This is a genomic window from Mesorhizobium sp. B2-4-12, assembly GCF_006441575.1.
GTDB lineage: Bacteria > Pseudomonadota > Alphaproteobacteria > Rhizobiales > Rhizobiaceae > Mesorhizobium.
The window spans coordinates 31,247-51,138 of sequence record NZ_VFVC01000014.1; the positions used below are offsets into that span (position 1 = coordinate 31,247).

Genomic DNA, 19,892 nt, shown 5'->3' on the forward strand with positions numbered 1-19,892 from the left:
TTTCGGACACGCAACCCGACCCACAATACTTAGCCGGCTGTCAGCTGACGCGAGCGAGGCCATCCTTGGCCGGCTGGTAGCTGGGGTTGAGGCGCACGGCTTCGTGATAGGATTTCGCCGCCTTCGCCTTGTCGCCGCGCTTCTCGTAGATCAGCGCCTGGTTGGCCCAGGCCTCGGCATTCTGGCCGTCGAGCTTGATGGCCATGTTGAAATCGGAGAAGGCATTGTCCTCGTCGCCCGTCGCCAGGTAGGAGAGGCCGCGCCCGTTGTAAGGCTCCGCGGCATCAGGGGCCAGCGAGATGGCGGTCGAGAAATCCTCGATGGCGAATTTGTGCTGGCCCTGGCTCTGATAGATCAGGCCCCGATTGTGATAAGCGCGGGCGTCCGTGGTGTCGAGCTGGATCGCCTTCTGGAAATCGTTGAAGGCATCCTGGGTGCGGCCCGCCTTGCGATAGAGATTGCCGCGGCCGATATAGGCGGCATCATAATTGCCGTTGATCTGGATCGAGCGGTTGTAGTCGGCAAGCGCCGCTTCCTGATTGCCGAGGAAGCGCTGGATGAGCGCGCGGTTCGAATAGGCCTGGTAGAAATTCGGATTGAGCTGGATAGCCTGGTTGAAGTCCTTGAGCGCCGCCTGGTACTGGCCGCCCCGGCCATAGGCCGAGCCTCGCACATTGTAGCCTTCGGGATCCTGGGGATTGCGCTGGATGACCGCCGACAGCGAGGAGATGTTCTCGCTCGACCCCTGCGCCTTGTCGATGTTGTTGAACTCGCCGGCCGGGCCCGACGTCTGGCAGGCGGCAAGCACCAGTCCGGAAAGCAGGGCCGCTGTCAGGGCGAAACCACGCAATGCGGTCCCCCGCTCCACGCTTGTTGCGTTCATGTCTGCCCTGTCCTCACTTGCCGCGTCGTTCAGGTCCGGATCCCCCCTCCGGGCCGGTCACAATGTCATAAAGTGTCAGAGCGTATGTTGCGCGCCCAGGCGGGCGCACATGCTCTAAACAAAAAGGTGGCGGCGATTCCGCATCGCGCCACCTTGGTATCCTTCGAAAAGGACGAAATATTGGCGATAATCAGCGCGGCGGACGCGCTGCACCGGCAGCACCGGCAGCCACCGGACGCGGCGTCATCGGCAGCAGGCCTTCGCGCTGTGCGCGCTTGCGGGCCAGCTTGCGGGCGCGGCGCACGGCTTCAGCCTTTTCGCGGGCGCGCTTCTCGGAAGGCTTCTCGTAGTGACCACGCATCTTCATTTCGCGGAAAATGCCTTCGCGCTGCATCTTCTTCTTCAGCGCGCGAAGCGCCTGATCAACGTTATTGTCGCGGACGAGTACCTGCACGGGCAATCCTGTCTTTCGGGTTTGATATTAATAGGCAGGCGGCCATAGCCACTAGCCTCCGCAGCGGTCGACACCACGAATTGTGGCGGCTGATAGCAGAATCAGACCGCGCTGTCCACAGCCGAAATGAAGGACGGCGGCCTAATCGCCACGAATGGACAAGAGATAGGGGGCCGACTACGCCGTGGCCAGATGCAGCCGCTCAAAATCCTCGAAGAACTCGCCATAATCACAGGTGATCTCTTCGCCAATTGCAATGTCGCGGGTGGCGGTCGCGCCGCCATATTGCGAAAAGTCGGTGTTCGGCGTCGCCGAATGGTTCATGAAGCGGCCATTGTCGACCTCATAGACCATGAAACCCGGCCGATCGGGACTCGGATAGGCGTAGCGGTCGAGCAATTCCTTCAGAGGCGGCGGCGCCGCCTCGTATTTGTCCATCGGGATCAGCCGGTCGAAATCGGGATCGAGGCGCCAGATCGAGGCGCCTTTCCGGATCGGCTCGGCGGCGAACATGCCGACGCCCTCGATTGCGCTCGCGGCGACGTAGGTTCGGATCAGCATCATGGTTCCAGGACCTTTTTCGGCAAGAAGACCCGTTTCGACAGGAAACGAGATCGTCAAATCGCGCCAAAAAAGCAAGCCCGGCGGACTGGTAAAAGTGACGGACGGCCTCATCGCCTTGAAGCCCTTTTACGTCCGGCTGATCGAGATCGCCGTCGGCAAACAGCGCGATGCCCGTGGTGAAGCTCGAGGCATCGGATGGCCTGGCGGTAGCCGGGATCGGACGGGCGACCCGAAACCGGCCAATGTGCCGATGCCTAGCGGGCGTCTTTTTCACCACGGCGCAAAACGGCAAGCGCCGTCGCAAACAGCGCAAGGGTGGCAGCGCTGTTTCGCTAGTGATACACCTCGCGCGCCGGGGCCGAGTGAATGCCCCTGCGCCATTTTGCGAGACCTTTTTGGCGAGAGGCTGGGACGTTGAAAAAATATTCGGTATTCGCCATCGCCCGCGAGGCCATGCGCGGCCATAAGGGCTGGGAGGAGCAATGGTCCTCGCCCGAGCCCAAGAAGGAATACGACGTCATCATCGTCGGTGCCGGCGGCCATGGCCTGGCCACCGCCTATTATCTTGCCACGGTGCACGGCATCACCAATGTCGCTGTGCTGGAAAAGGGCTGGCTGGGCGGCGGCAACACCGGCCGCAACACCACCATCATCCGTTCCAACTATCTCTATGACGAGAGCGCCGGCATCTACGACCACGCGCTGAAGCTGTGGGATGGGCTGAGCCAGGAACTCAACTACAACGTCATGTATTCGGCGCGCGGCGTCATGATGCTCGCTCACAATGTGCACGACATCCAGGTGCTGAAGCGCCATGTCCACGCCAACCGGCTGAACGGCATCGACAATGAATGGCTGACACCGGAGCAGGCCAAGGAATTCTGCCCGCCGCTCAATACCTCGAAAGATGCGCGCTACCCGGTGGTGGGTGCGGCGCTGCAGCGCCGGGGCGGCACGGCGCGCCACGATGCCGTCGCCTGGGGCTATGCGCGCGGCGCTTCGGCGCGCGGCGTCCACATCATCCAGAATTGCGAGGTGACCGGGGTCAAGCGGGCACCGAACGGCGCGGTCACCGGCGTCGAGACGACACGCGGCTTCATCGGCGCCAAGAAGGTCGGCGTCGTCGCCGCCGGACACTCCTCGGTGATCATGAACATGGCCGGCGTGCGTATGCCGCTGGAGAGCTATCCGCTGCAGGCGCTGGTGTCGGAGCCGATCAAGCCGGTGGTGCCCTGCGTGGTGATGTCGAACACCGTGCATGCCTACATCTCGCAGTCCGACAAGGGCGAACTGGTGATCGGCGCCGGCACCGACCAGTATGTCTCCTATTCGCAGACCGGCGGGCTTCACATATTGCAGCATACGCTCGACGCCATCTGCGAGATGTTCCCGATCTTCACGCGCATGAAGATGCTGCGCTCGTGGGGCGGCATCGTCGACGTGACGCCCGACCGCTCGCCGATCCTGGCCAAGACGCCGGTGCCCGGCCTCTACGTGAATTGCGGCTGGGGCACGGGCGGCTTCAAGGCGACACCGGGCTCGGGCCATGTCTTTGCCCACACAATCGCCAAGGACGATCCGCATCCGATCAACGCGCCCTTCACCATCGAACGCTTCCGCACCGGCCGTCTTATCGACGAGGCGGCAGCGGCGGCGGTGGCGCACTGATGATGGCCGAAATGGCTGTCGCGATGCCGCTGATGCTGGCGGGGGAACAGGGCATGTTCCATTTTCCGACGCCGGAGGAAGTGCGGCTGCAGCCGATCAGCCGCGCCGGCAACGAGACCGCATGGCCGTTTTCGATCGACGAGGGAATGCTCGCCTGTGTGTGGAGCGCCGGCCAGAAAGTCGTGATGTTCTTTGAAGGCCGGCCGGAAGGCCTGGACGAGGACGAGAATTTGAAACCGCGCGGCGTCATCGTCACCACGGACCCGATGCAATTGACACTCGGCAACATGGCCAATCGCGACCTGTTTCGTGCCTCGGCTAGCGTCGAGGAGCGGCTGCGGCTCGTCGCTCCCTTCATGACAATGGGCCAGAAGCTTTGCGACCAACCCGCCGGCGCCCGCGTCGGCCATGGCGAATTGTAGGATCAACGAAAAATGCTTCTCATCCGCTGCCCCTATTGCGAGGAAGAGCGCCCGGAACTCGAGTTCCGCAACGCCGGCGAGGCGCATATAGCGCGTTCGGCCAACATGGCCGGCGAGAGCGACGACGATTTCGAGAAGTTCTTCTTCATCCGCTCGAACCCTAAGGGCATCATCTACGAGCGCTGGCGGCACATGCATGGCTGCGCCCGCTTCTTCAATGCCGTGCGTGACACCGTGACCGACAAGTTCGTCATGACCTACAAGGCCGGCGAGCCGAAACCCACCAAGCTGCCCAAAAACTCCAACGAAGTGGTTGCCAAATGAGCGGCGCATTCCGCATTCCGAGCGCCGGTCGCCTCAGCCAGGCCAAGACCGCGCGGTTCAGCTTCGACGGCCGGTCCTATAGCGGCATCGAGGGCGACACGCTGGCCTCGGCACTGCTTGCCAATGGCGTGCATCTGGTCGGTCGCTCGTTCAAATACCACCGGCCGCGCGGCGTGCTGTCCGCCGGCGCGGAAGAGCCCAACGCGCTGGTGCAGATCGTACGCGACGACGCGCGCAAGACGCCCAATGTGCGCGCGACCGTGCAGGAGCTCTATGACGGGCTCGCCGCCAACTCGCAGAACCGCTGGCCGTCGCTCGCCTTCGACGTCGGCGCGGTCAACGACATCGCGTCGCCGATGTTTTCGGCCGGCTTCTACTACAAGACCTTCATGTGGCCGAAGGCGGCCTGGAAGAGCCTCTACGAGCCCAAGATCCGCGAAGCCGCCGGCCTTGGCGTTTCTCCGAACAAGCCTGATCCCGATCATTATTCCTCGCGCTATGCTCATTGCGACGTGCTGGTGCTGGGCGGCGGTGCCGCCGGCATCGCGGCGGCACTTGCGGCGGCCGAGACCGGCGTACGCGTCATCCTGGCCGACGAGCAGGCCGAGTTTGGCGGCAGCCTGCGTTTCGAGAGTGGAGCGAAGATCGATGGCCAGGACGGTTTTGCCTGGGCGCAAGCGGCCATCGCCAGGCTGAGCGCGATGGACAATGTCCGCGTGCTGCCGCGCACCACGGCGTTCGGCTACTACGCGCAGAATTTCGTCGGCCTGGTCGAGCGCGTCAGCGATCACCTCAAGGCTCCCGGCCATGATCTGCCGCGCGAACGGCTCTGGCAGGTCCGCGCCAAGCGCGTCGTGCTGGCCTCCGGCGCCATCGAGCGCCATATGGTGTTCGCCAACAATGACCGGCCGGGCATTATGCTGGCGGGCGCGGCGCGCACCTTCCTCAACCACTATGGCGTGGCCGTCGGCAGGAATGTCGGCGTCTATACCGCCAATGACTCGGCTTACGCGGCGGCGATCGACCTGAAGAAGGCCGGCGTCAATGTCGCGGCGATCGTCGACCTGCGCGACAATCCGACCGGTCCGGTGATCGACGAGGCAAGGGCGCTCGGCATCGAGATCAATTTCGGCCGCGCGGTGATCCGCGCCGGCGGCAAACTGCGCGTGGCGTCGATGACGGTACAGCCGAAGAATGGCGGCGGCGAGCGCACCATTCCCGTCGATGCAATCCTGATGTCGGCCGGCTGGACGCCGTCGGTGCATTTGTTCTCGCAGTCGCGCGGCAAAGTCGCCTTCAACGACGAGACTCAGCGCTTCGTGCCGGGCACTTATGCGCAGGACTGCGTCTCGGTCGGCGCTTGCAACGGCACCGACGGCTTGTCGGCCACGGTGGACGAGGCCTATGCGGCGGGCGCCAAGGCGGCCAAGGATGCCGGCGCCAAAACCGCCAAGGGCACGAAGCCGAAGGTCGATGCCTCGGAGAACTGGTCGCGCGGCATGCTGGGCGCCGCGCCGGGGGCCGGGCCGGACACGACGGTGAAAGCCTTTGTCGATTTCCAGAACGACGTTACCGCCAAGGACATCCGCCAGGCGGTGCATGAAGGCATGCGCTCGATCGAGCACGTCAAGCGCTTCACCACCAACGGCATGGCGACCGACCAGGGCAAGACCTCCAACATGCATGGACTGGCGATCGCGGCGGAAATGCTGGGCAAGCCGATCCCGGAGGTCGGCCTGACCACGTTCCGCGCGCCTTACACGCCTGTCACCTTCGGCGCGATCGTCAGCCATGCGCGCGGGCCGCTGTTCGATCCGACGCGCAAGACGGCGATCCATCCGTGGGCAGAGGCACATGGTGCCGTGTTCGAGGATGTCGGCCAGTGGAAGCGCGCCTGGTATTTCCCCAAGGCCGGCGAAGACATGCATGCCGCGGTCGACCGCGAATGCGTCGCCGTCCGTAACCAGGCAGGCCTGTTCGACGCCTCGACACTGGGCAAGATCGAAGTGGTCGGGCCGGATGCCGCCAAGTTCATGGAACTGCTCTACACCAACCCGTGGGAGAAGCTGGAGCCCGGCCGTTGCCGCTATGGCATCATGCTGCGCGAGGACGGCTTCATCTATGATGACGGCGTCGTCGGCAGGCTGGCGCCGGACCGTTTCCACGTGACGACGACGACTGGTGGCGCACCGCGCGTCATGAACCATATGGAGGACTATCTCCAGACCGAATTCCCGCATTTGAATGTCTGGCTGACCTCGATCACCGAGCAATGGGCGGTCATCGCCGTGCAGGGGCCGAGCGCGCGGAAGATTATCGAACCCTTGGTCGAAGGCATAGACATGTCCGACGAGGCGCTGCCGCATATGTCGGTGCGCGAAGGCAAGATCTGCGGCGTGCCGACCAGGTTGTTCCGCATGTCGTTCACCGGCGAGCGCGGCTTCGAAGTCAACGTGCCGGCCGATTACGGCCAGGCCGTCTGGGAGGCGCTGTGGGCCGAAGGCCAGAAGCATGGCGCCGCCGCCTACGGCACCGAGGCCATGCACGTGCTGCGCGCCGAGAAGGGCTATATCATCGTCGGCCAGGACACGGATGGCACGGTGACGCCGAACGACGCTGGGCTCGACTGGGCGGTCGGCAAGAAAAAGACCGACTTCGTCGGCATCAGGGGCATGATGCGGCCGGACCTGGTCGCCAAGGGCCGCAAGCAGCTTGTCGGCCTCAAGACCAAGGACCCGAAGGTGGTGCTGGAAGAGGGCGCGCAGATCGTCGAGGATCCCAAACAGGCAATCCCGATGAAGATGATCGGCCATGTCACCTCGAGCTACTGGTCGCAGAATTGCGGCCGTTCCATAGCGTTGGCGCTGGTCGCCGGCGGCCGTGACCGGATGGGCGACACGCTTTACGTGCCGATGCCGAACGGGGTGATCGAAGTGGAGGTTACCGGCATGGTGTTCTTCGACGAGACGGGAGGGCGCCTCAATGGCTAAGGCTGCTGCAAAGACCACCGCGACGGCTTCGCCTTCGGCCGAGCGGCGTCCGGCATTGGCCGGGCGCAGCGTCTCCGCGACAGGTGTCAAGGTCGAGGTCCTGCCGCCGGCGGAACGCATCTCGCTGCGCGCGCCGGAGGCTTCCGTCGCTGCCCTGTCAAAGGCGCTCGGCGTGACCTTGCCGAAGAAGCCGAAGACTTCAACGTCGAAAGCCGGGCGCACGGCGCTTTGGCTTGGGCCGGACGAATGGCTTGTCATTGACGAGGCCGGCAAAGACCCGCTCGCCGATTGCGCAGGGGTTTCCGCCTTGCATTCGTCGGTCGGCATCTCGCATCGCAACATTGCCATAGCCGTCACCGGTCCGGCGGCCGAAGCCGCGATCAATTCGGGCTGCCCGCAGGATCTGTCGCTCGACGCATTTCCGGTGGGCGCAGCCTCGCGCACCATTCTCGGCAAGGCAGAGATCGTGCTGTTGCGTACGGCCGACGACGCCTTCCGGGTCGAATGCTGGCGTTCCTTCTCGGACTATGTCTTTACTTTTCTGTCCGAGGGAGCCCGCGACGCCGCCGGCTGACCCCGGAACGTTTGCCGCCAGCATTCGTTGTGCGGCGACAGGTCGAGGGAGAAATACCGATGCCGTCGAAGTCCGCGCCGAAATCGCCCAGGAAAACCACAGCGAAAACGGCGGCGGTTCGCTCGCTTGAGCAGGAGCGGCATCACGAGGCCAACGCCGAAGAGGAACTCGAGGAGGGTCTCGAGGACACGTTCCCGGCCAGCGATCCGGTGTCCATCACCGGGTCGGCCATTCCGGGCGGGCCGGCGAAACCCGGCAAGGCCAAGACCGTCCCCGGACGCAAGGCTCGCCAGCCCTGATTTTGAGAAATTTTGGTTGAGAGGCATCTTCCCAGCACCTCAGTGGATGCGATATTCAAAGCGCTTTGGAGAGGGAAAGATGACGATAAGAGCCATTGTCTGGGGTGAGAACGTCCATGAGCAGACCAATGCCACCGTGCGCGGCCTCTATCCCCTTGGCATGCATGGCACCATCGCGGCCGCGCTCAACCAGGACAAGGGCATCGAGGCGACCGCTGCCACCTTGCAGGAACCGGAGCATGGCCTGAGCGAAAAGCGCCTTGCCGCCACCGACGTGCTTCTATGGTGGGGGCATGCAGCGCATGGCGAGGTCAAGGATGAGGTCGTCGAGCGCGTGCAGAAGCGGGTCTGGGAAGGCATGGGGCTGATCGTGCTCCATTCCGGCCACTACTCGAAGATATTCAAGCGGCTGATGGGCACGCCCTGCTCGCTGAAATGGCGCGAGGCGGGCGAGCGCGAGCGCGTCTGGGCGATCAACCGCGGTCACCCGATCGCGCAAGGCATCGGCGAATGCCTGGAGATCGGCGAGACCGAAATGTATGGCGAGCCGTTCGCGGTGCCGGAGCCGCTCGAGACAGTGTTCATCTCCTGGTATGAGGGCGGCGAGGTGTTCCGGTCGGGGCTGACCTATCAGCGCGGCGCCGGCCGCATCTTTTATTTCTCGCCCGGCCACGAGACCTATCCGATCTATCACAATGAGGGCGTGCAGCAGGTGCTGCGCAACGCCGTGCACTGGGCGCACAACCCGGCACCGGCATGGGCCGGCATCACTGATGCGCCCAACGTGCCGGCCGACAAGGCCAAGGAGAAGATTGTCCAAAAGGGCCTACGCCTGCATGCCGACGGCGATAAGGGCATGAGCTGATCGGGGCTGAGTTGCCTGGGGTGAGTTGATGAGGGGCTTGGGCCGATGACACACAGGCTGCTTCTGCTTGGCACCGGCGGCATTGCCGGGCATCACGTCGAGGAATTTGCCGCGATTCCCGGCTGCACGATCGTCGCTTGTGTCGATCAGGTGCCGGGCCGCGCGGCGGCGTTTGCCGCCGCCAACAGGATCGGCGATTTCTTCGAGAGCCTGGAGGCGGCGATCGCCTGGGGGCAGTTCGATGCCGCCATCAATGCGACGCCGGACGGCGTGCACAAGGCAACGACGCTGGCCCTGCTGGCTACGGAAAAGCACATTTTCTGCGAAAAGCCTCTGGCGCCGAACCACGCCGATGCGCTGGCCATGACGGAAGCGGCCGAGGCGGCCGGGGTCGTTAACATGGTCAACCTGACCTATCGCAACTCGCCCGCGATCCAGGAAGCGCGGCGCATGGTGCAGGCCGGCGAGATCGGCGATTTGCGCCATGTCGAGGCGAGCTACAAGCAGAGCTGGCTGGTCAGCAAATCCTGGGGCGACTGGCGGGTCGAGGACAAATGGCTGTGGCGCCTGTCGAGCCGGCATGGTTCGACAGGCGTGCTGGGCGATGTCGGTATCCACATACTGGACTTCGCCACCTACGGCGCGGCGGAGGATATCGTCAGTCTCCATGCCGATCTGGTGACGTTTCCCAAGGCCGACGGCGACCGGATCGGCGACTACGTGCTGGATGCCAATGACAGCGTGGTGATGACGGCGCGGCTGAAGTCGGGCGCCCTCGCCACGATCGTGGCGAGCCGCTACATGACCGGCAACACCAATGAGCTGTCGCTGGCCATGCACGGCACCAAGGGAGCCATCAAGGTCGAGACCGACGGCAAGGTATCAAGCCTGTCAGCTTGCCTCGGCAAGGATGTCGACCAGCAACGCTGGCGGACGCTGACGCCGCCGGATGTCAAGCGCAACGCCCGGCGCTTTGCCGACGCGCTGAACACCGGCCTCAACGGCGATCCGTCCTTCCGGCGCGCCGCCGACATGCAGAAGCTGATCGACGCGGCCTTTGAGAGTTCTGCTGCCAGGCGACCGCTGACGATCGCCTGATAGGGTCGTTCGGAGAGCCAGTTCCGGCCCCAAGGGCTCCGTGGCCCCTTTTTCGAGGGCCGTGGATCAGAAGTTCGGCACGATCCACGGATTGATGTCGATGCCGAGCCGCGGGCTCTTGCCTTCGGTCGAGCTGGTGGTCGTTTTTTCGATCGATCCCGTCGCGCTGCAGTCAAGCTTCGCATGGGTCTTGGTGTCAACGCAGGCGGCAGGCGCCTGCTTGACCGGCTGGGCGGCGCTGGCGGCGAAGGCCGAGCCCGAAAGTGCCAGCACGGCGGCTAGGGTGAGGAGGGTCTTTTTCATTGTCAGTCTCCGTTTTCGACGGGCGAATTCTGTTCGTACATGTACGATATGCCGTACAGATACGCCCGTCGATCCGGAAGTTCAAGCCAAAATCGTACGCGTACGATAAATTATTGTTAACCCAAGAATTGCCCCCGGTTCGGCCGGGATGACGGGAAGAGATCCGGGAATTAAACAAGCGACTATCAGCAGTTGACCGGCGTCTCGGTCAGCGGTGGCACGTCTTGCGTGCTCAGCGTGGCAAGGGTGAAATCGCACATCCGTTTCACGAAAGCCTGAGGGTCGCCAAAGGGATAGAAGGGAAAGGTGATCAGCAGCGAGATCGTGCCGTGGCCGACAGCCCACAGCATGGTGGCGATGGCGCGCGGATCGCCCTGCAATTTGCCGGCGGCGACACAGGCTTCGACCCGTTTGATGAGCACCTTCATCGCCGGGTTGCCTTCCTCCATGTCTTCATAGCTCCTGCCTTCCGGCAGTTTGGTCTTTTCGGTCATGAAGACGGTGCGGTATTCGTTGGGATTGCCGAGCCCGAACGCGGCATACTCGGTCATCACAGCCTGCAAGGCCTCGATCGGATCGTCGGACGGGTGCTCCTCGATACGGCGGGCAAGCGTCTCGAACGCATCTTCTGCCAGGGCGAACAGGATGTCCTGCTTGTCGGCGAAATAGGAATAGACCGACATCGGCGCATAGCCGACCCGCTTGGCCAGCTTGCGGATGGTCAGGCCTTCATAACCTTCTTCCTGGACGAGCTTGTGCGCGGCCTCGACGAGCTCGGAGCGCAGTTCGGCCTTTTGTTTTTCGCGGCGTTTCTGGACGCTCAGCGGCAAGTCTGGTGCCTCTTTTGGTTGGTGTACGTGGCTAATTATATACGCTGTACGGAAACGAACAAGGGCATCGCCTGTTCCCAAGCGGCAGGATCAGATGGCGCCGACGCCGCCATCGACGGCCAGTGCGTGCCCGGTCATGAAGGAGCCTTTCGCGGCACCGCGGCCGAGACCTCCGGCGGCACCCGTGATCAGCACCGTTGCTCCCTCAAAGCTGTCCGTCATGCCTTGTCCTCAATCAGTCTGGCGGCGAGATGCGAAAGCAGCTTCACCGCCTCGCCGTAGGTTTTGGCCTTTTCAGGATTGGAGGCGTTGCCGTCGAGCGCCCGCTTGTAGACGCCCTGGCAGATCGCGGCCAGCCTGAAGAAGGAGAAGGCGAGGAAGAAGGTCCAGTTGCCGATGCCGGAGAGCCCGCGCCGGCGACAGTAGGCCGCGACGTAGTCCTCTTCCGAGGGCAGCCCGAGGGCGGCGCGGTCGATACCGCCCAAGCCGCGAAAGCCGGAGGCGTGCGGCAGGCGCCATTGCATGCACTGATAGGCGATGTCGGCGAAGGGGTGGCCCAATGTCGACAGTTCCCAATCAAGCACCGCCAGCACCTTTGGCCGGTCCGGCGCGAAGATCAGATTGTCCAGCCGATAGTCGCCATGCACCAGCGATATCAGGCCATCATCGGCGGGCATATGCGTTTCCAGCCAGGCGATCAGCTGGTCCATTTCGGCGATGGTGCCGGTTTCCGAGGCACGGTACTGGCTGGTCCAACGTGCCAGCTGGCGCTCGAAATAATTGCCCGGCCGGCCGAAATCGGACAGGCCCACGGCCTCGACGTCGACATCGTGCAGGGCCGCGAGCGTGGCGTTCGTGGTATCGTAGATCGCGGCGCGCTCGTCATTGTCGCGCGCCTCCGGCAGTGCCGGATCCCAGAAGATGCGGCCGTCGAGGAAATCCATGACGTAGAACATGCGGCCGATCGGCGACTCCTCGGCCGACAGATGCAGCATTTTCGGCACCGGCACGGCGGTGCCGGAAAGCGCTTTCATCACGCGGAATTCGCGGTCGACCTGATGCGCCGATTTCAGCAACCGCCCCGGTGGCTTGGCGCGCAGCACATAGCGGCTGCTGGCCGCCTTAAGAAGATAGGTCGGGTTGGACTGGCCGGATTTGAATTTCTCGATCGTGGCGAGCCCCGAAAAGCCCGGTATTGCCGCCTCAAGGTAAGGCGCGAGCGCTGCCTGGTCGAGCGCGTTGGCGTCGTTCATGCGGTCTCGGGCTGGCGTTCGATCAGGGTCAGCGTCAGCCAGCGGGCGGTCAGCGCCGGTTTCTTCGATCCCTCGATCTCAATCGTCACATCGTGCGCTGTCTGCACCCAGCCCGACGGCCGGACCTTGACGTCGGCCAGCACGAAATGGGTGCGGATACGGGCGCCGGTCTTTACCGGGGCCAGAAAGCGCAGCGAATCGAAGCCGTGATTGACCCCCATCTTGCCATTTTCCAGCGGTGGCATGGTCTCGAAGGTCATCGCCGACAACAGCGACAGCGACAGAAAGCCATGCGCGATGGTGCCGCCGAACGGCGTCTCGCGCTTGGCCCGCTCCGGATCGCAGTGGATGAACTGATGGTCGTCCGTAGCGTCGGCGAACTGGTCGATCATGCGTTGCGTGACCACACGCCACGGTGAGACGCCGACTTCCTTGCCGACACTGGCCAGAAGCACATCGAGACTGATCGGTTCCACGCTCATGTCCTCCAGTTCATCTCCGGCTTCTGCGGCCGGAACATGTCATTCCTTGAACAGGGTCAATCCATGCTGCACCGACTGCCCGCCGTCGATCGGCAGGATGGCGCCGGTGACATAGTTGCCCGCACGGCTGCACAAATAGAGCGTTGCGCCGGCAATGTCATCTGGCGCGCCGATGCGGCCGATCGGGACGTGGCTGCCGACATGCCTGGCCTGTTCATCCGTGCCGGTGGCAAACGCCGTCATGCGACTCTGGAAAGGCCCCGGCGCGAAGGCGTTGACGGTGATGCGGCGGGCGGCGAACTCAAGCGCCAACGTGCGTGTCAGATGATGAACGGCGGCCTTGGAGGCGGCGTAGGAATAGGCATCGTCGGCCAAGGGCTGCGTGCCCATCACCGAACCCAGATTGATCACCCGGGCCGGATCGTCGTCGCTGGCGGCCGCTTCGAGCAGCGGCAGCAATTCGCGCGTCAGATGGAAGACCGCGGTGACATTGACGCCGAACACCTTGGCCCAGGCCGAGTAGGGAAAACTCTCCAGCGGCGCGCCCCAGGAAACGCCGGCATTGTTGACGAGGATATCGAGCCTGTCGGTCCGCGCCTTGACCTCGGCGACGAGCGCCGCAATGCCGGCTTCGCTGGAGACGTCGCCGGCAAAGCCCTCGGCGCGGCCAGAAGCGCCGAGCGCGTTCAACTCGCCGGCGACCTTGATGCAATCCTCGCCCTTGCGCGACGCGATCATCACGCTGGCTCCCGCCCTGACCAGCGCGGTCGCCGCCATGCGGCCGATGCCGGTCGCCGCTCCCGTCACCAGCGCGGTCTTGCCGGCTACCGCAAACAGCTCGTCGAGATAGCTCATCACAATCCTCCGCGCTCGGCATGCGGGCAAACGGTTCGCGTTGACAAGGCTATCCGAAGTGCGGTCATCCTTGCCACTGACAAAATGCCCGGCTTGCATGAAGGGTTAGCGACCGATGACGGAGATGAATCTCGGCATGACCGAGCGGCTGAAGCCGATCCACACGCGTGTCGCGGCCATGGTGCGCGACGAGATCATGCCGCTCGACAAGGAATTCCTGGGCGAAGTCGGCAAGGCGGGCGACCGCTGGGTCTACAGCAAGCGCCAAAGCGAAATCCTGGAAGGGCTGAAGAAGACCGCGAGAGAGCGCGGCCTTTGGAATTTCTGGCTGACCGGCTCGGGACGCGGCTATGGCCTTTCCACTGTCGAATACGCCTATCTTGCAGAAGAAATGGGCAAGGCGCATCTCGGCGCCGAGACCTTCAACTGCTCGGCGCCCGACACCGGCAATATGGAGGTGCTGGAGCGCTATGGCACGGCCGAGCACAAGATGACCTGGCTCGAGCCGCTTTTGGATGGAAAAATCCGCTCGGCCTATCTGATGACCGAGCCGGATGTCGCCTCGTCCGACGCCACCAACATTTCGATGCGCTGCGAGCGGCAGGGCGACGACTATGTGCTCAATGGCGAGAAATGGTGGGCATCGGGCGCGGGCGATCCGCGCTGCGCCATCTACATCGTCATGGTGCGGACTGGCGGCGACGGGGAGCCACAGCACCGCCGCCATTCGATGATCCTGGTGCCTGCCGGCGCGAAAGGCGTGACCAAGGTCCGCGCCATGCAGGTCTATGGCGACGATGACGCACCGCATGGCCACATGCACCTTCGCTTCGACAATGTCCGGGTACCGGCATCGAACCTGATACTCGGCGAGAGCAGGGGGTTCGAGATCGCGCAGGGCCGGCTCGGCCCCGGCCGTATCCATCATTGCATGCGCGCCATCGGCCAGGCCGAGATGGCGCTGGAGATGCTGTGCCAGCGCTCGGTGCGCCGCGAGGCCTTCGGCCAGCCCCTGGCGAAACTCGGCGCCAATTTCGACATTATCGCCGAATGCCGCATGGAGATCGAGATGGCCCGGCTGCTGTGCCTCAAGGCGGCGTGGATGATCGACCAGGGCGATGCGCGCGCCGCGGCTCCCTGGATCAGCCAGATCAAGGTGATCGCACCGCGCGTCGCGCTGAAAGTCACCGACGAGGCGGTGCAGATGTTCGGGGCGCAAGGCATCAGCCAGGACACGCCGCTGGCCCGCTCGTGGACGCATCTCAGAACCTTGCGCCTTGCCGATGGGCCGGACGCCGTGCATCGGCGGCAGGTGGCGCGCACGGAGCTGAAGAAATACACACAGGAGAAGATCTGAGCGCCCGGTCAATCCCGGCCCGTTGCGATCTCTCCGCCAGCAAAGAAGGATTATTCCGATGACCGTCCCGTCCCAGATGAAGGCACTGCTGCTTGTCGGTGATGGTTACACCAAGACGCCGAGCGGCAGCATGCTTGAGGCAATGGAGCCTTATCTTCAGCCGGGCAGCATCGCGGTGCCAACGCCGGGACCGAGCCAGGCGCTGATCAAGGTCAGTCTGGCTTCGATCAATCCATCCGATGTCGCCTTCATCAAGGGCCAGTATGGCCAGCCGCGCGCCAAGGGCCGGCCGGCCGGCTTCGAGGGCGTCGGCACCGTCGTGGCCGGCGGCGACGAGCCTTACCCCAAGAGCCTTGTCGGAAAGCGCGTGGCCTTCGCCACAGGACTCAGCAACTGGGGCTCGTGGGCCGAGTATGCCGTTGCCGAGGCGGCGGCCTGCATTCCGCTCCTCGATACGGTGCGCGACGAGGACGGTGCGGCGATGATCGTCAATCCGCTTACCGCGATCGCCATGTTCGACATCGTCAAGCAGGAGGGCGAAAAGGCCTTCGTCATGACTGCCGGCGCCAGCCAGCTCTGCAAGCTGATCATCGGCCTGGCCAGGGAGGAGGGGTTCCGGGCTGTCGTCACCGTGCGCCGCGATGAGCAGATCGCTCTTCTGAAGGAGATCGGCGCTGCCCATGTGCTCAACGAGAGGGCGCCGGATTTCGAAGCCTCGCTGCGCGAGGTGATGAAGGCCGAACAGCCACGCATCTTGCTGGACGCGGTCACCGGTCCGCTGGCGTCAGCCATCTTCAATGCGATGCCGAAACGGGCGCGGTGGATCATCTATGGCCGGCTCGATCCCGACCCCACCATCATCCGCGAGCCCGGCCAGCTGATCTTCCAGCACAAACATATCGAAGGCTTCTGGCTGAGCGAATGGATGCGGCAATACAAGGATCGGCGCGGTCCTGCGATCCTGGAAGCCCAGAAGCGTTTCTCCGACGGACGCTGGTCGACCGACGTGACGGCTGTCGTGCCGCTCGCCGAGGCGGTGACGCGGGTGCCGGGTGAACTGGCCAAGCCGAACGGCAAGGTTTTCATCCGGCCTTGAGGCCATTCGGAGCTGCGCCGGAAGTTTCAATGCGAGGCTTTCAGGGCTTTTCCGAGCCAGGCCGCGGTGCATGGCCGTCGCCGGCAGTTCGCGAAGTTGATGGCCGTGTCCTTCAGCCCCTATGCCAATTCGCTTTGTCCGTGATATGCCGCCGCCATCGAAATGCCGGACGGCGCGGGCAAGGGCCTGTTCTGAAGTGGTGTGGGGTGCGTTTATGACGATTTCCAAGCCGGTTTTCGACCGTTTGGGATTTGGCCTGTGGGTCGGAGCGTTTCTGGTCGTTCTTGTCCTCGTCCTGTGGGCGCCCGACACGCGTTCCGTGTTGATGGCCTACAGGTATGGCAGCGAAGAGTTTCTGGCCGGCCGTCCGCTCTACAATATCCAGTCCGAGATGGGATATCTCTACGCGCCGGCCTTTGCAGCGCTCTACATCCCGCTGTTCAAGCTCGGCTCTCATCTTGGCGGCCTGGTGTGGCATATCATCGGTTTCGCGGTGCTGACCTTCGTCGCGATGCGGCAGGTGCGCAAGCTTGGCGGCGGGGAATTGACGTGGCTGCTTTCGTTCGGGCTCTTCCTTGCCCTGCCGATGTCCCTGGGCGCGATCCGCAATGGCCAGGCAACGGTCCTTTTGACCGGTGCCTGCTGGCTCCTCACTCTGTCGGCGCTCGAAGGGCGGCGCGCCGAGACCTTCTTCTGGGCTTCGGTTGCCATCATCGCCAAGCCGACCGCGGTCATCATGCTGTTGTTGGTGGGCGCCCTGCGCTTCCGGTTGATACCGGTGCTGGTGCTCGCGGTGCTGTTCGTGATCGCGCTGCCTTATGCATTCGCTCCCGCCGGCTACCTGACCGAGCAGTACCGGGTTTTTGCGGGGATGCTGACCTCGATGGCTGTCGACAATACCAGCCATTTTGTTCCCACCGACTTCACGGCGCCCTTCACCAAAATGGGGCTGCCAATCCCGGAATTCGGCGCGACGATCGTTCGCATCGTCATGGCGCTGTTCACGCTTTCCATGGTCGTCTGGTTCGATCGCAAGCTCGAACGCGGAACAGCTGAGCTCGCCATCTTCCTGACGGCGACGTTCTACATGTGTGTCTTCAACCCGCGCGTCGAGCCCAACACCTATGCCATGATCGCCGTGCCCGCCGGTCTGGCCATTGCCTTGCTGTGGCGCGAGGAGCGAGGTGGTGTGCTCGTCTCGATACTGTCCGTGATGCTGTTCGTGACAGGGTTGACGGGCATCGAGCGTCATATCCAAGATTTCACGTACCCTTGGTTCCGGCCGATCGCGGTCACCGTCATTGCCGGTTCCCTGATCTGGTGGTTCTGGGCCAGGGCGCGAGGCAAGGTGATGAATGAGGGGCCTGTCGCAAATGGCTGAGTCGCGGTCTGTTCTCGATATCGTGGCGCCGTTCTTCAACGAGGCGCAATCCGCATCGGCTTTCGCCGCCTTGCTCGACAAGCTGGAGGTCGTGGTGTCGCAGCGTTTCGGCATGGCCGTCCACAAGATCCTGGTCGACGACGGCAGCCGCGATGACGGCGCGGAGCGATTTTCGCGGGCGCTGTCCGGTTCCTGGGAGATCGTGCGGCTCAGCCGCAATTTCGGCAAGGAGGTCGCGGTGCTCGCCGGCCTCGACTACGCGCGCGGTGACATGGTGCTGATCATGGATTCCGACCTTCAGCATTCCATGGATGTCAGCCTGCGAATGATTGGCGAGTTGGTGGAGCACCCCGACATCGACGTGGTCTACGCCCAGAACGACCGGCGCGAGGCCAGCTGGCGGCGCAGCCAGTTGGCGAAGCTGTTCTATAGCCTGATCAACAGCAGCCAGCGTTTCGACATTCCCGAGAATGCGGGCGATTTTCGCGTCATGCGCGGTACCGTGGCCCGCGCGCTGACAAGCTTGCGTGACAAAAGGCGATTCAACAAGGGTCTGTTCGCCTGGGCTGGCTTTCGCCAGAAGGCCATACCTTATTCGCCGGAGAACCGCGCCAGCGGCACGTCGAAATGGAGCAGGCTCAACCTGCTTGCCTTTTCGCTGGAAGGTTTTACCTCGTTTTCCGTCATTCCCCTGCGCCTGATCAGCCTGAGCGGATTGCTGGCGGCGCTGGCGGGTGCGGCCTATGGCGCCAAGGTGTTCTTCGAAGTGTTATTCTACGGCATTGCCGTTCCAGGCTACCCCAGCCTTCTGGTCGCCGTTGTCCTGCTTGGTGGCCTCAACCTCACCTTGCTTGGACTGATCGGCGAATATGTCTGGGTCACACTCAGCGAGAGCAAGGACCGGCCGATTTACATCGTACGCGATGTCGTGCGCGGCGACGTTTTGCACAGGCCGCCAGGCGCGTCCGGCGCATGACGCGGCGCATCCGCCTGATCGCCGATGACTATGGCCTGGCGCCCGGCGTCTCGGCGGGGATTCTCGACCTGCTCGATCGTGGACGCCTGACCGGCACTAGCTGCATGACCGGCTTTCCCGAATGGGCGGAGGCGGCGGCGCTTATCAAGCCGCTGCGCGGCCGCGTGGCGATCGGATTGCACCTGACCCTCACCGATCAGCGGGCCATCACCGGCCAGTCCAGCCTGGCGCCGGAGGGCCGGCTGCCGCCGCTCCGTTCGCTGGCATTGCCAGTCCTGCGCGGCCGTGTCGACGACCGGGATGTCCATGCCGAGCTCGACGCGCAATACAGCCGTTTCATCGAGACGCTTGGCCGGCTGCCCGACTTCGTCGACGGGCACCAGCACGTGCATTTCCTGCCGGTCGTACGCAAATGGCTGCTGGCGCGTTTTCCCGCGGACACGGGCCGGCCGATGCTGCGCGGCGCTCCTGCACCGGCAGCGATGCCGAAGGTCGCGGCGATCGCAGCACTGGCCCGGGGCTTCAATCGGTCGATGCAAGGCGCCGGTTTCATCGTCATGACGCCTCTTGCCGGCATCTACGATTGGCGGCAGCCGGAAAAGTTCGCGCCTGCGCTGCAGGCCGCCGTCGAGGCGTTGCCGCAAGGGGGGTTATTCATGTGCCATCCCGGCCATGTCGACGAAACGCTGCGCGCGCGAGATCCGATGCAAAGCGTGCGCACGGTCGAATTGGAGATTCTGGCCTCGGACGCTTTCGGCGCGAGCCTCGCCCGCGCCGGTGTCGAGATCATGGACGGCAGGGGATGAGCGGCGCCGACCAGCCCCGGCGTTCGACCGGCAACAAGATCGTCCGCTTTGCCATTGTCGGGCTCGCGAACACCGCCATCGACCTTGCCGGCTTTTTCCTGCTGCTTGAGCTGCATATCCCGCCGTTGCCCGCCAACGTCATCTCGTGGTCGATCGCCGTCGTCTTCTCTTTCGTGGCAAATGGCTTCTGGTCGTTCGAGCGCAATCAAGCCATCCGGCTGCATGACGCCTTCCTGCGTTTCGCCTCGCTCGGGGCGCTGATTTCGCTCGGCGTCTCCAGCCTGTCGATCGCACTCTTTGCCGGCATCGCCGGCGTGTGGCCGGCAAAGATCGGCGGTGTCATTGTGGCGGCGGTGCTGAATTTCCTCGCCGCGCGCTGGTCGATTGAGGGTCGGGTGCTGAAATAGACCTG

The 19,892-nt window shown here is 63.7% G+C and carries 23 protein-coding genes; 14 read left to right on the forward strand and 9 right to left on the reverse strand.

The annotated features are described in order from the left end of the window. Positions 1 to 40 precede the first annotated feature (40 nt). From FJ934_RS11050 to FJ934_RS11060, 3 genes are all read right to left on the reverse strand, one after another. Complete coding sequence (locus FJ934_RS11050; RefSeq protein WP_140609626.1) at positions 41 to 883, reverse strand: tetratricopeptide repeat protein; 843 nt, start codon at positions 881 to 883, stop codon at positions 41 to 43. A gap of 190 nt (positions 884 to 1,073) precedes the next feature. After that, positions 1,074 to 1,337 carry a 30S ribosomal protein S21 gene (rpsU, locus tag FJ934_RS11055; RefSeq protein ID WP_008874389.1) on the reverse strand — a complete coding sequence of 88 codons (264 nt, stop codon included), beginning with the start codon at positions 1,335 to 1,337 and terminating at the stop codon, positions 1,074 to 1,076. Positions 1,338 to 1,514: 177 nt separating this feature from the next. Then, positions 1,515 to 1,901 carry an SET domain-containing protein-lysine N-methyltransferase gene (locus tag FJ934_RS11060; protein ID WP_140609628.1) on the reverse strand — a complete coding sequence of 129 codons (387 nt, stop codon included), beginning with the start codon at positions 1,899 to 1,901 and terminating at the stop codon, positions 1,515 to 1,517. Between the two features lie 414 nt (positions 1,902 to 2,315). Between FJ934_RS11060 and FJ934_RS11065 the strand changes: the two genes are divergently transcribed. The 8 genes from FJ934_RS11065 (at position 2,316) to FJ934_RS11100 (ending at position 10,141) form a co-directional block, all read left to right on the forward strand. After that, the gene (locus FJ934_RS11065) at positions 2,316 to 3,569 is read left to right on the forward strand and encodes a sarcosine oxidase subunit beta (protein ID WP_140609630.1); all 1,254 of its coding nucleotides are present in this window, start codon (positions 2,316 to 2,318) and stop codon (positions 3,567 to 3,569) included. Continuing rightward, positions 3,569 to 3,991 (forward strand): hypothetical protein, encoded by a 423-nt coding sequence (locus FJ934_RS11070; protein ID WP_140609632.1) that lies wholly within the window; start codon positions 3,569 to 3,571, stop codon positions 3,989 to 3,991. The genes FJ934_RS11065 and FJ934_RS11070 overlap by 1 nt, the downstream gene beginning before the upstream one ends. A 12-nt stretch (positions 3,992 to 4,003) precedes the next feature. Beyond that, entirely contained in the window at positions 4,004 to 4,315 is a 312-nt protein-coding gene (locus tag FJ934_RS11075) for a sarcosine oxidase subunit delta (RefSeq protein WP_023810124.1), read from the forward strand. Further along, on the forward strand, positions 4,312 to 7,305 hold the full coding sequence (locus FJ934_RS11080) for a sarcosine oxidase subunit alpha (protein ID WP_140609634.1): 2,994 nt from the start codon (positions 4,312 to 4,314) through the stop codon (positions 7,303 to 7,305). The genes FJ934_RS11075 and FJ934_RS11080 overlap by 4 nt, the downstream gene beginning before the upstream one ends. Next, positions 7,298 to 7,879 (forward strand): sarcosine oxidase subunit gamma, encoded by a 582-nt coding sequence (locus tag FJ934_RS11085; protein ID WP_140609636.1) that lies wholly within the window; start codon positions 7,298 to 7,300, stop codon positions 7,877 to 7,879. Before FJ934_RS11080 ends, FJ934_RS11085 begins: the two co-directional genes overlap by 8 nt. Positions 7,880 to 7,938: 59 nt before the next feature. Beyond that, positions 7,939 to 8,178, forward strand: a complete 240-nt coding sequence (locus tag FJ934_RS11090; protein ID WP_140609638.1) for a hypothetical protein — start codon at positions 7,939 to 7,941, stop codon at positions 8,176 to 8,178. Positions 8,179 to 8,257: 79 nt separating this feature from the next. Further along, complete coding sequence (locus tag FJ934_RS11095) at positions 8,258 to 9,043, forward strand: ThuA domain-containing protein (RefSeq protein ID WP_140609640.1); 786 nt, start codon at positions 8,258 to 8,260, stop codon at positions 9,041 to 9,043. A 45-nt stretch (positions 9,044 to 9,088) separates the two neighbouring features. Continuing rightward, the gene (locus FJ934_RS11100; RefSeq protein ID WP_140609643.1) at positions 9,089 to 10,141 is read left to right on the forward strand and encodes a Gfo/Idh/MocA family oxidoreductase; all 1,053 of its coding nucleotides are present in this window, start codon (positions 9,089 to 9,091) and stop codon (positions 10,139 to 10,141) included. 66 nt (positions 10,142 to 10,207) lie between these two features. On the opposite strand, the gene FJ934_RS11105 is transcribed toward FJ934_RS11100, so the two are convergent. The 6 genes from FJ934_RS11105 to FJ934_RS11125 form a co-directional block, all read right to left on the reverse strand. Then, positions 10,208 to 10,444 (reverse strand): DUF680 domain-containing protein, encoded by a 237-nt coding sequence (locus FJ934_RS11105; RefSeq protein WP_140609645.1) that lies wholly within the window; start codon positions 10,442 to 10,444, stop codon positions 10,208 to 10,210. Between the two features lie 185 nt (positions 10,445 to 10,629). After that, a complete protein-coding gene (locus tag FJ934_RS11110) occupies positions 10,630 to 11,274 on the reverse strand; it encodes a TetR/AcrR family transcriptional regulator (protein ID WP_140609647.1) in 645 nt (214 codons plus the stop codon). 90 nt (positions 11,275 to 11,364) lie between these two features. Beyond that, positions 11,365 to 11,496 carry a hypothetical protein gene (locus tag FJ934_RS28650; RefSeq protein ID WP_281407056.1) on the reverse strand — a complete coding sequence of 44 codons (132 nt, stop codon included), beginning with the start codon at positions 11,494 to 11,496 and terminating at the stop codon, positions 11,365 to 11,367. Then, positions 11,493 to 12,527 carry a phosphotransferase gene (locus tag FJ934_RS11115; RefSeq protein WP_140609649.1) on the reverse strand — a complete coding sequence of 345 codons (1,035 nt, stop codon included), beginning with the start codon at positions 12,525 to 12,527 and terminating at the stop codon, positions 11,493 to 11,495. The genes FJ934_RS28650 and FJ934_RS11115 overlap by 4 nt, the downstream gene beginning before the upstream one ends. After that, the gene (locus FJ934_RS11120; RefSeq protein WP_280175382.1) at positions 12,524 to 13,009 is read right to left on the reverse strand and encodes a MaoC family dehydratase; all 486 of its coding nucleotides are present in this window, start codon (positions 13,007 to 13,009) and stop codon (positions 12,524 to 12,526) included. The genes FJ934_RS11115 and FJ934_RS11120 overlap by 4 nt, the downstream gene beginning before the upstream one ends. A gap of 39 nt (positions 13,010 to 13,048) precedes the next feature. Beyond that, positions 13,049 to 13,864, reverse strand: coding sequence for an SDR family oxidoreductase (locus FJ934_RS11125; RefSeq protein ID WP_140609651.1), 816 nt, complete (start codon positions 13,862 to 13,864; stop codon positions 13,049 to 13,051). 115 nt (positions 13,865 to 13,979) lie between these two features. On the opposite strand from FJ934_RS11125, the gene FJ934_RS11130 reads away from it, so the two are divergent. From FJ934_RS11130 to FJ934_RS11155, 6 genes are all read left to right on the forward strand, one after another. Further along, a complete protein-coding gene (locus FJ934_RS11130; protein ID WP_140609653.1) occupies positions 13,980 to 15,221 on the forward strand; it encodes an acyl-CoA dehydrogenase family protein in 1,242 nt (413 codons plus the stop codon). A 58-nt stretch (positions 15,222 to 15,279) separates the two neighbouring features. Then, positions 15,280 to 16,317: a zinc-binding dehydrogenase gene (locus tag FJ934_RS11135; protein ID WP_140609655.1), complete on the forward strand. Its 1,038-nt coding sequence runs from the start codon at positions 15,280 to 15,282 to the stop codon at positions 16,315 to 16,317. 214 nt (positions 16,318 to 16,531) lie between these two features. Beyond that, positions 16,532 to 17,698 carry a glycosyltransferase family 87 protein gene (locus FJ934_RS11140; RefSeq protein WP_140609657.1) on the forward strand — a complete coding sequence of 389 codons (1,167 nt, stop codon included), beginning with the start codon at positions 16,532 to 16,534 and terminating at the stop codon, positions 17,696 to 17,698. Beyond that, complete coding sequence (locus FJ934_RS11145) at positions 17,691 to 18,674, forward strand: glycosyltransferase family 2 protein (protein ID WP_140609659.1); 984 nt, start codon at positions 17,691 to 17,693, stop codon at positions 18,672 to 18,674. The genes FJ934_RS11140 and FJ934_RS11145 overlap by 8 nt, the downstream gene beginning before the upstream one ends. Further along, positions 18,671 to 19,480: a ChbG/HpnK family deacetylase gene (locus FJ934_RS11150; protein WP_140609661.1), complete on the forward strand. Its 810-nt coding sequence runs from the start codon at positions 18,671 to 18,673 to the stop codon at positions 19,478 to 19,480. The genes FJ934_RS11145 and FJ934_RS11150 overlap by 4 nt, the downstream gene beginning before the upstream one ends. Beyond that, positions 19,477 to 19,887, forward strand: a complete 411-nt coding sequence (locus tag FJ934_RS11155) for a GtrA family protein (protein ID WP_140609663.1) — start codon at positions 19,477 to 19,479, stop codon at positions 19,885 to 19,887. The genes FJ934_RS11150 and FJ934_RS11155 overlap by 4 nt, the downstream gene beginning before the upstream one ends. The last annotated feature ends 5 nt before the right edge of the window (positions 19,888 to 19,892 follow it).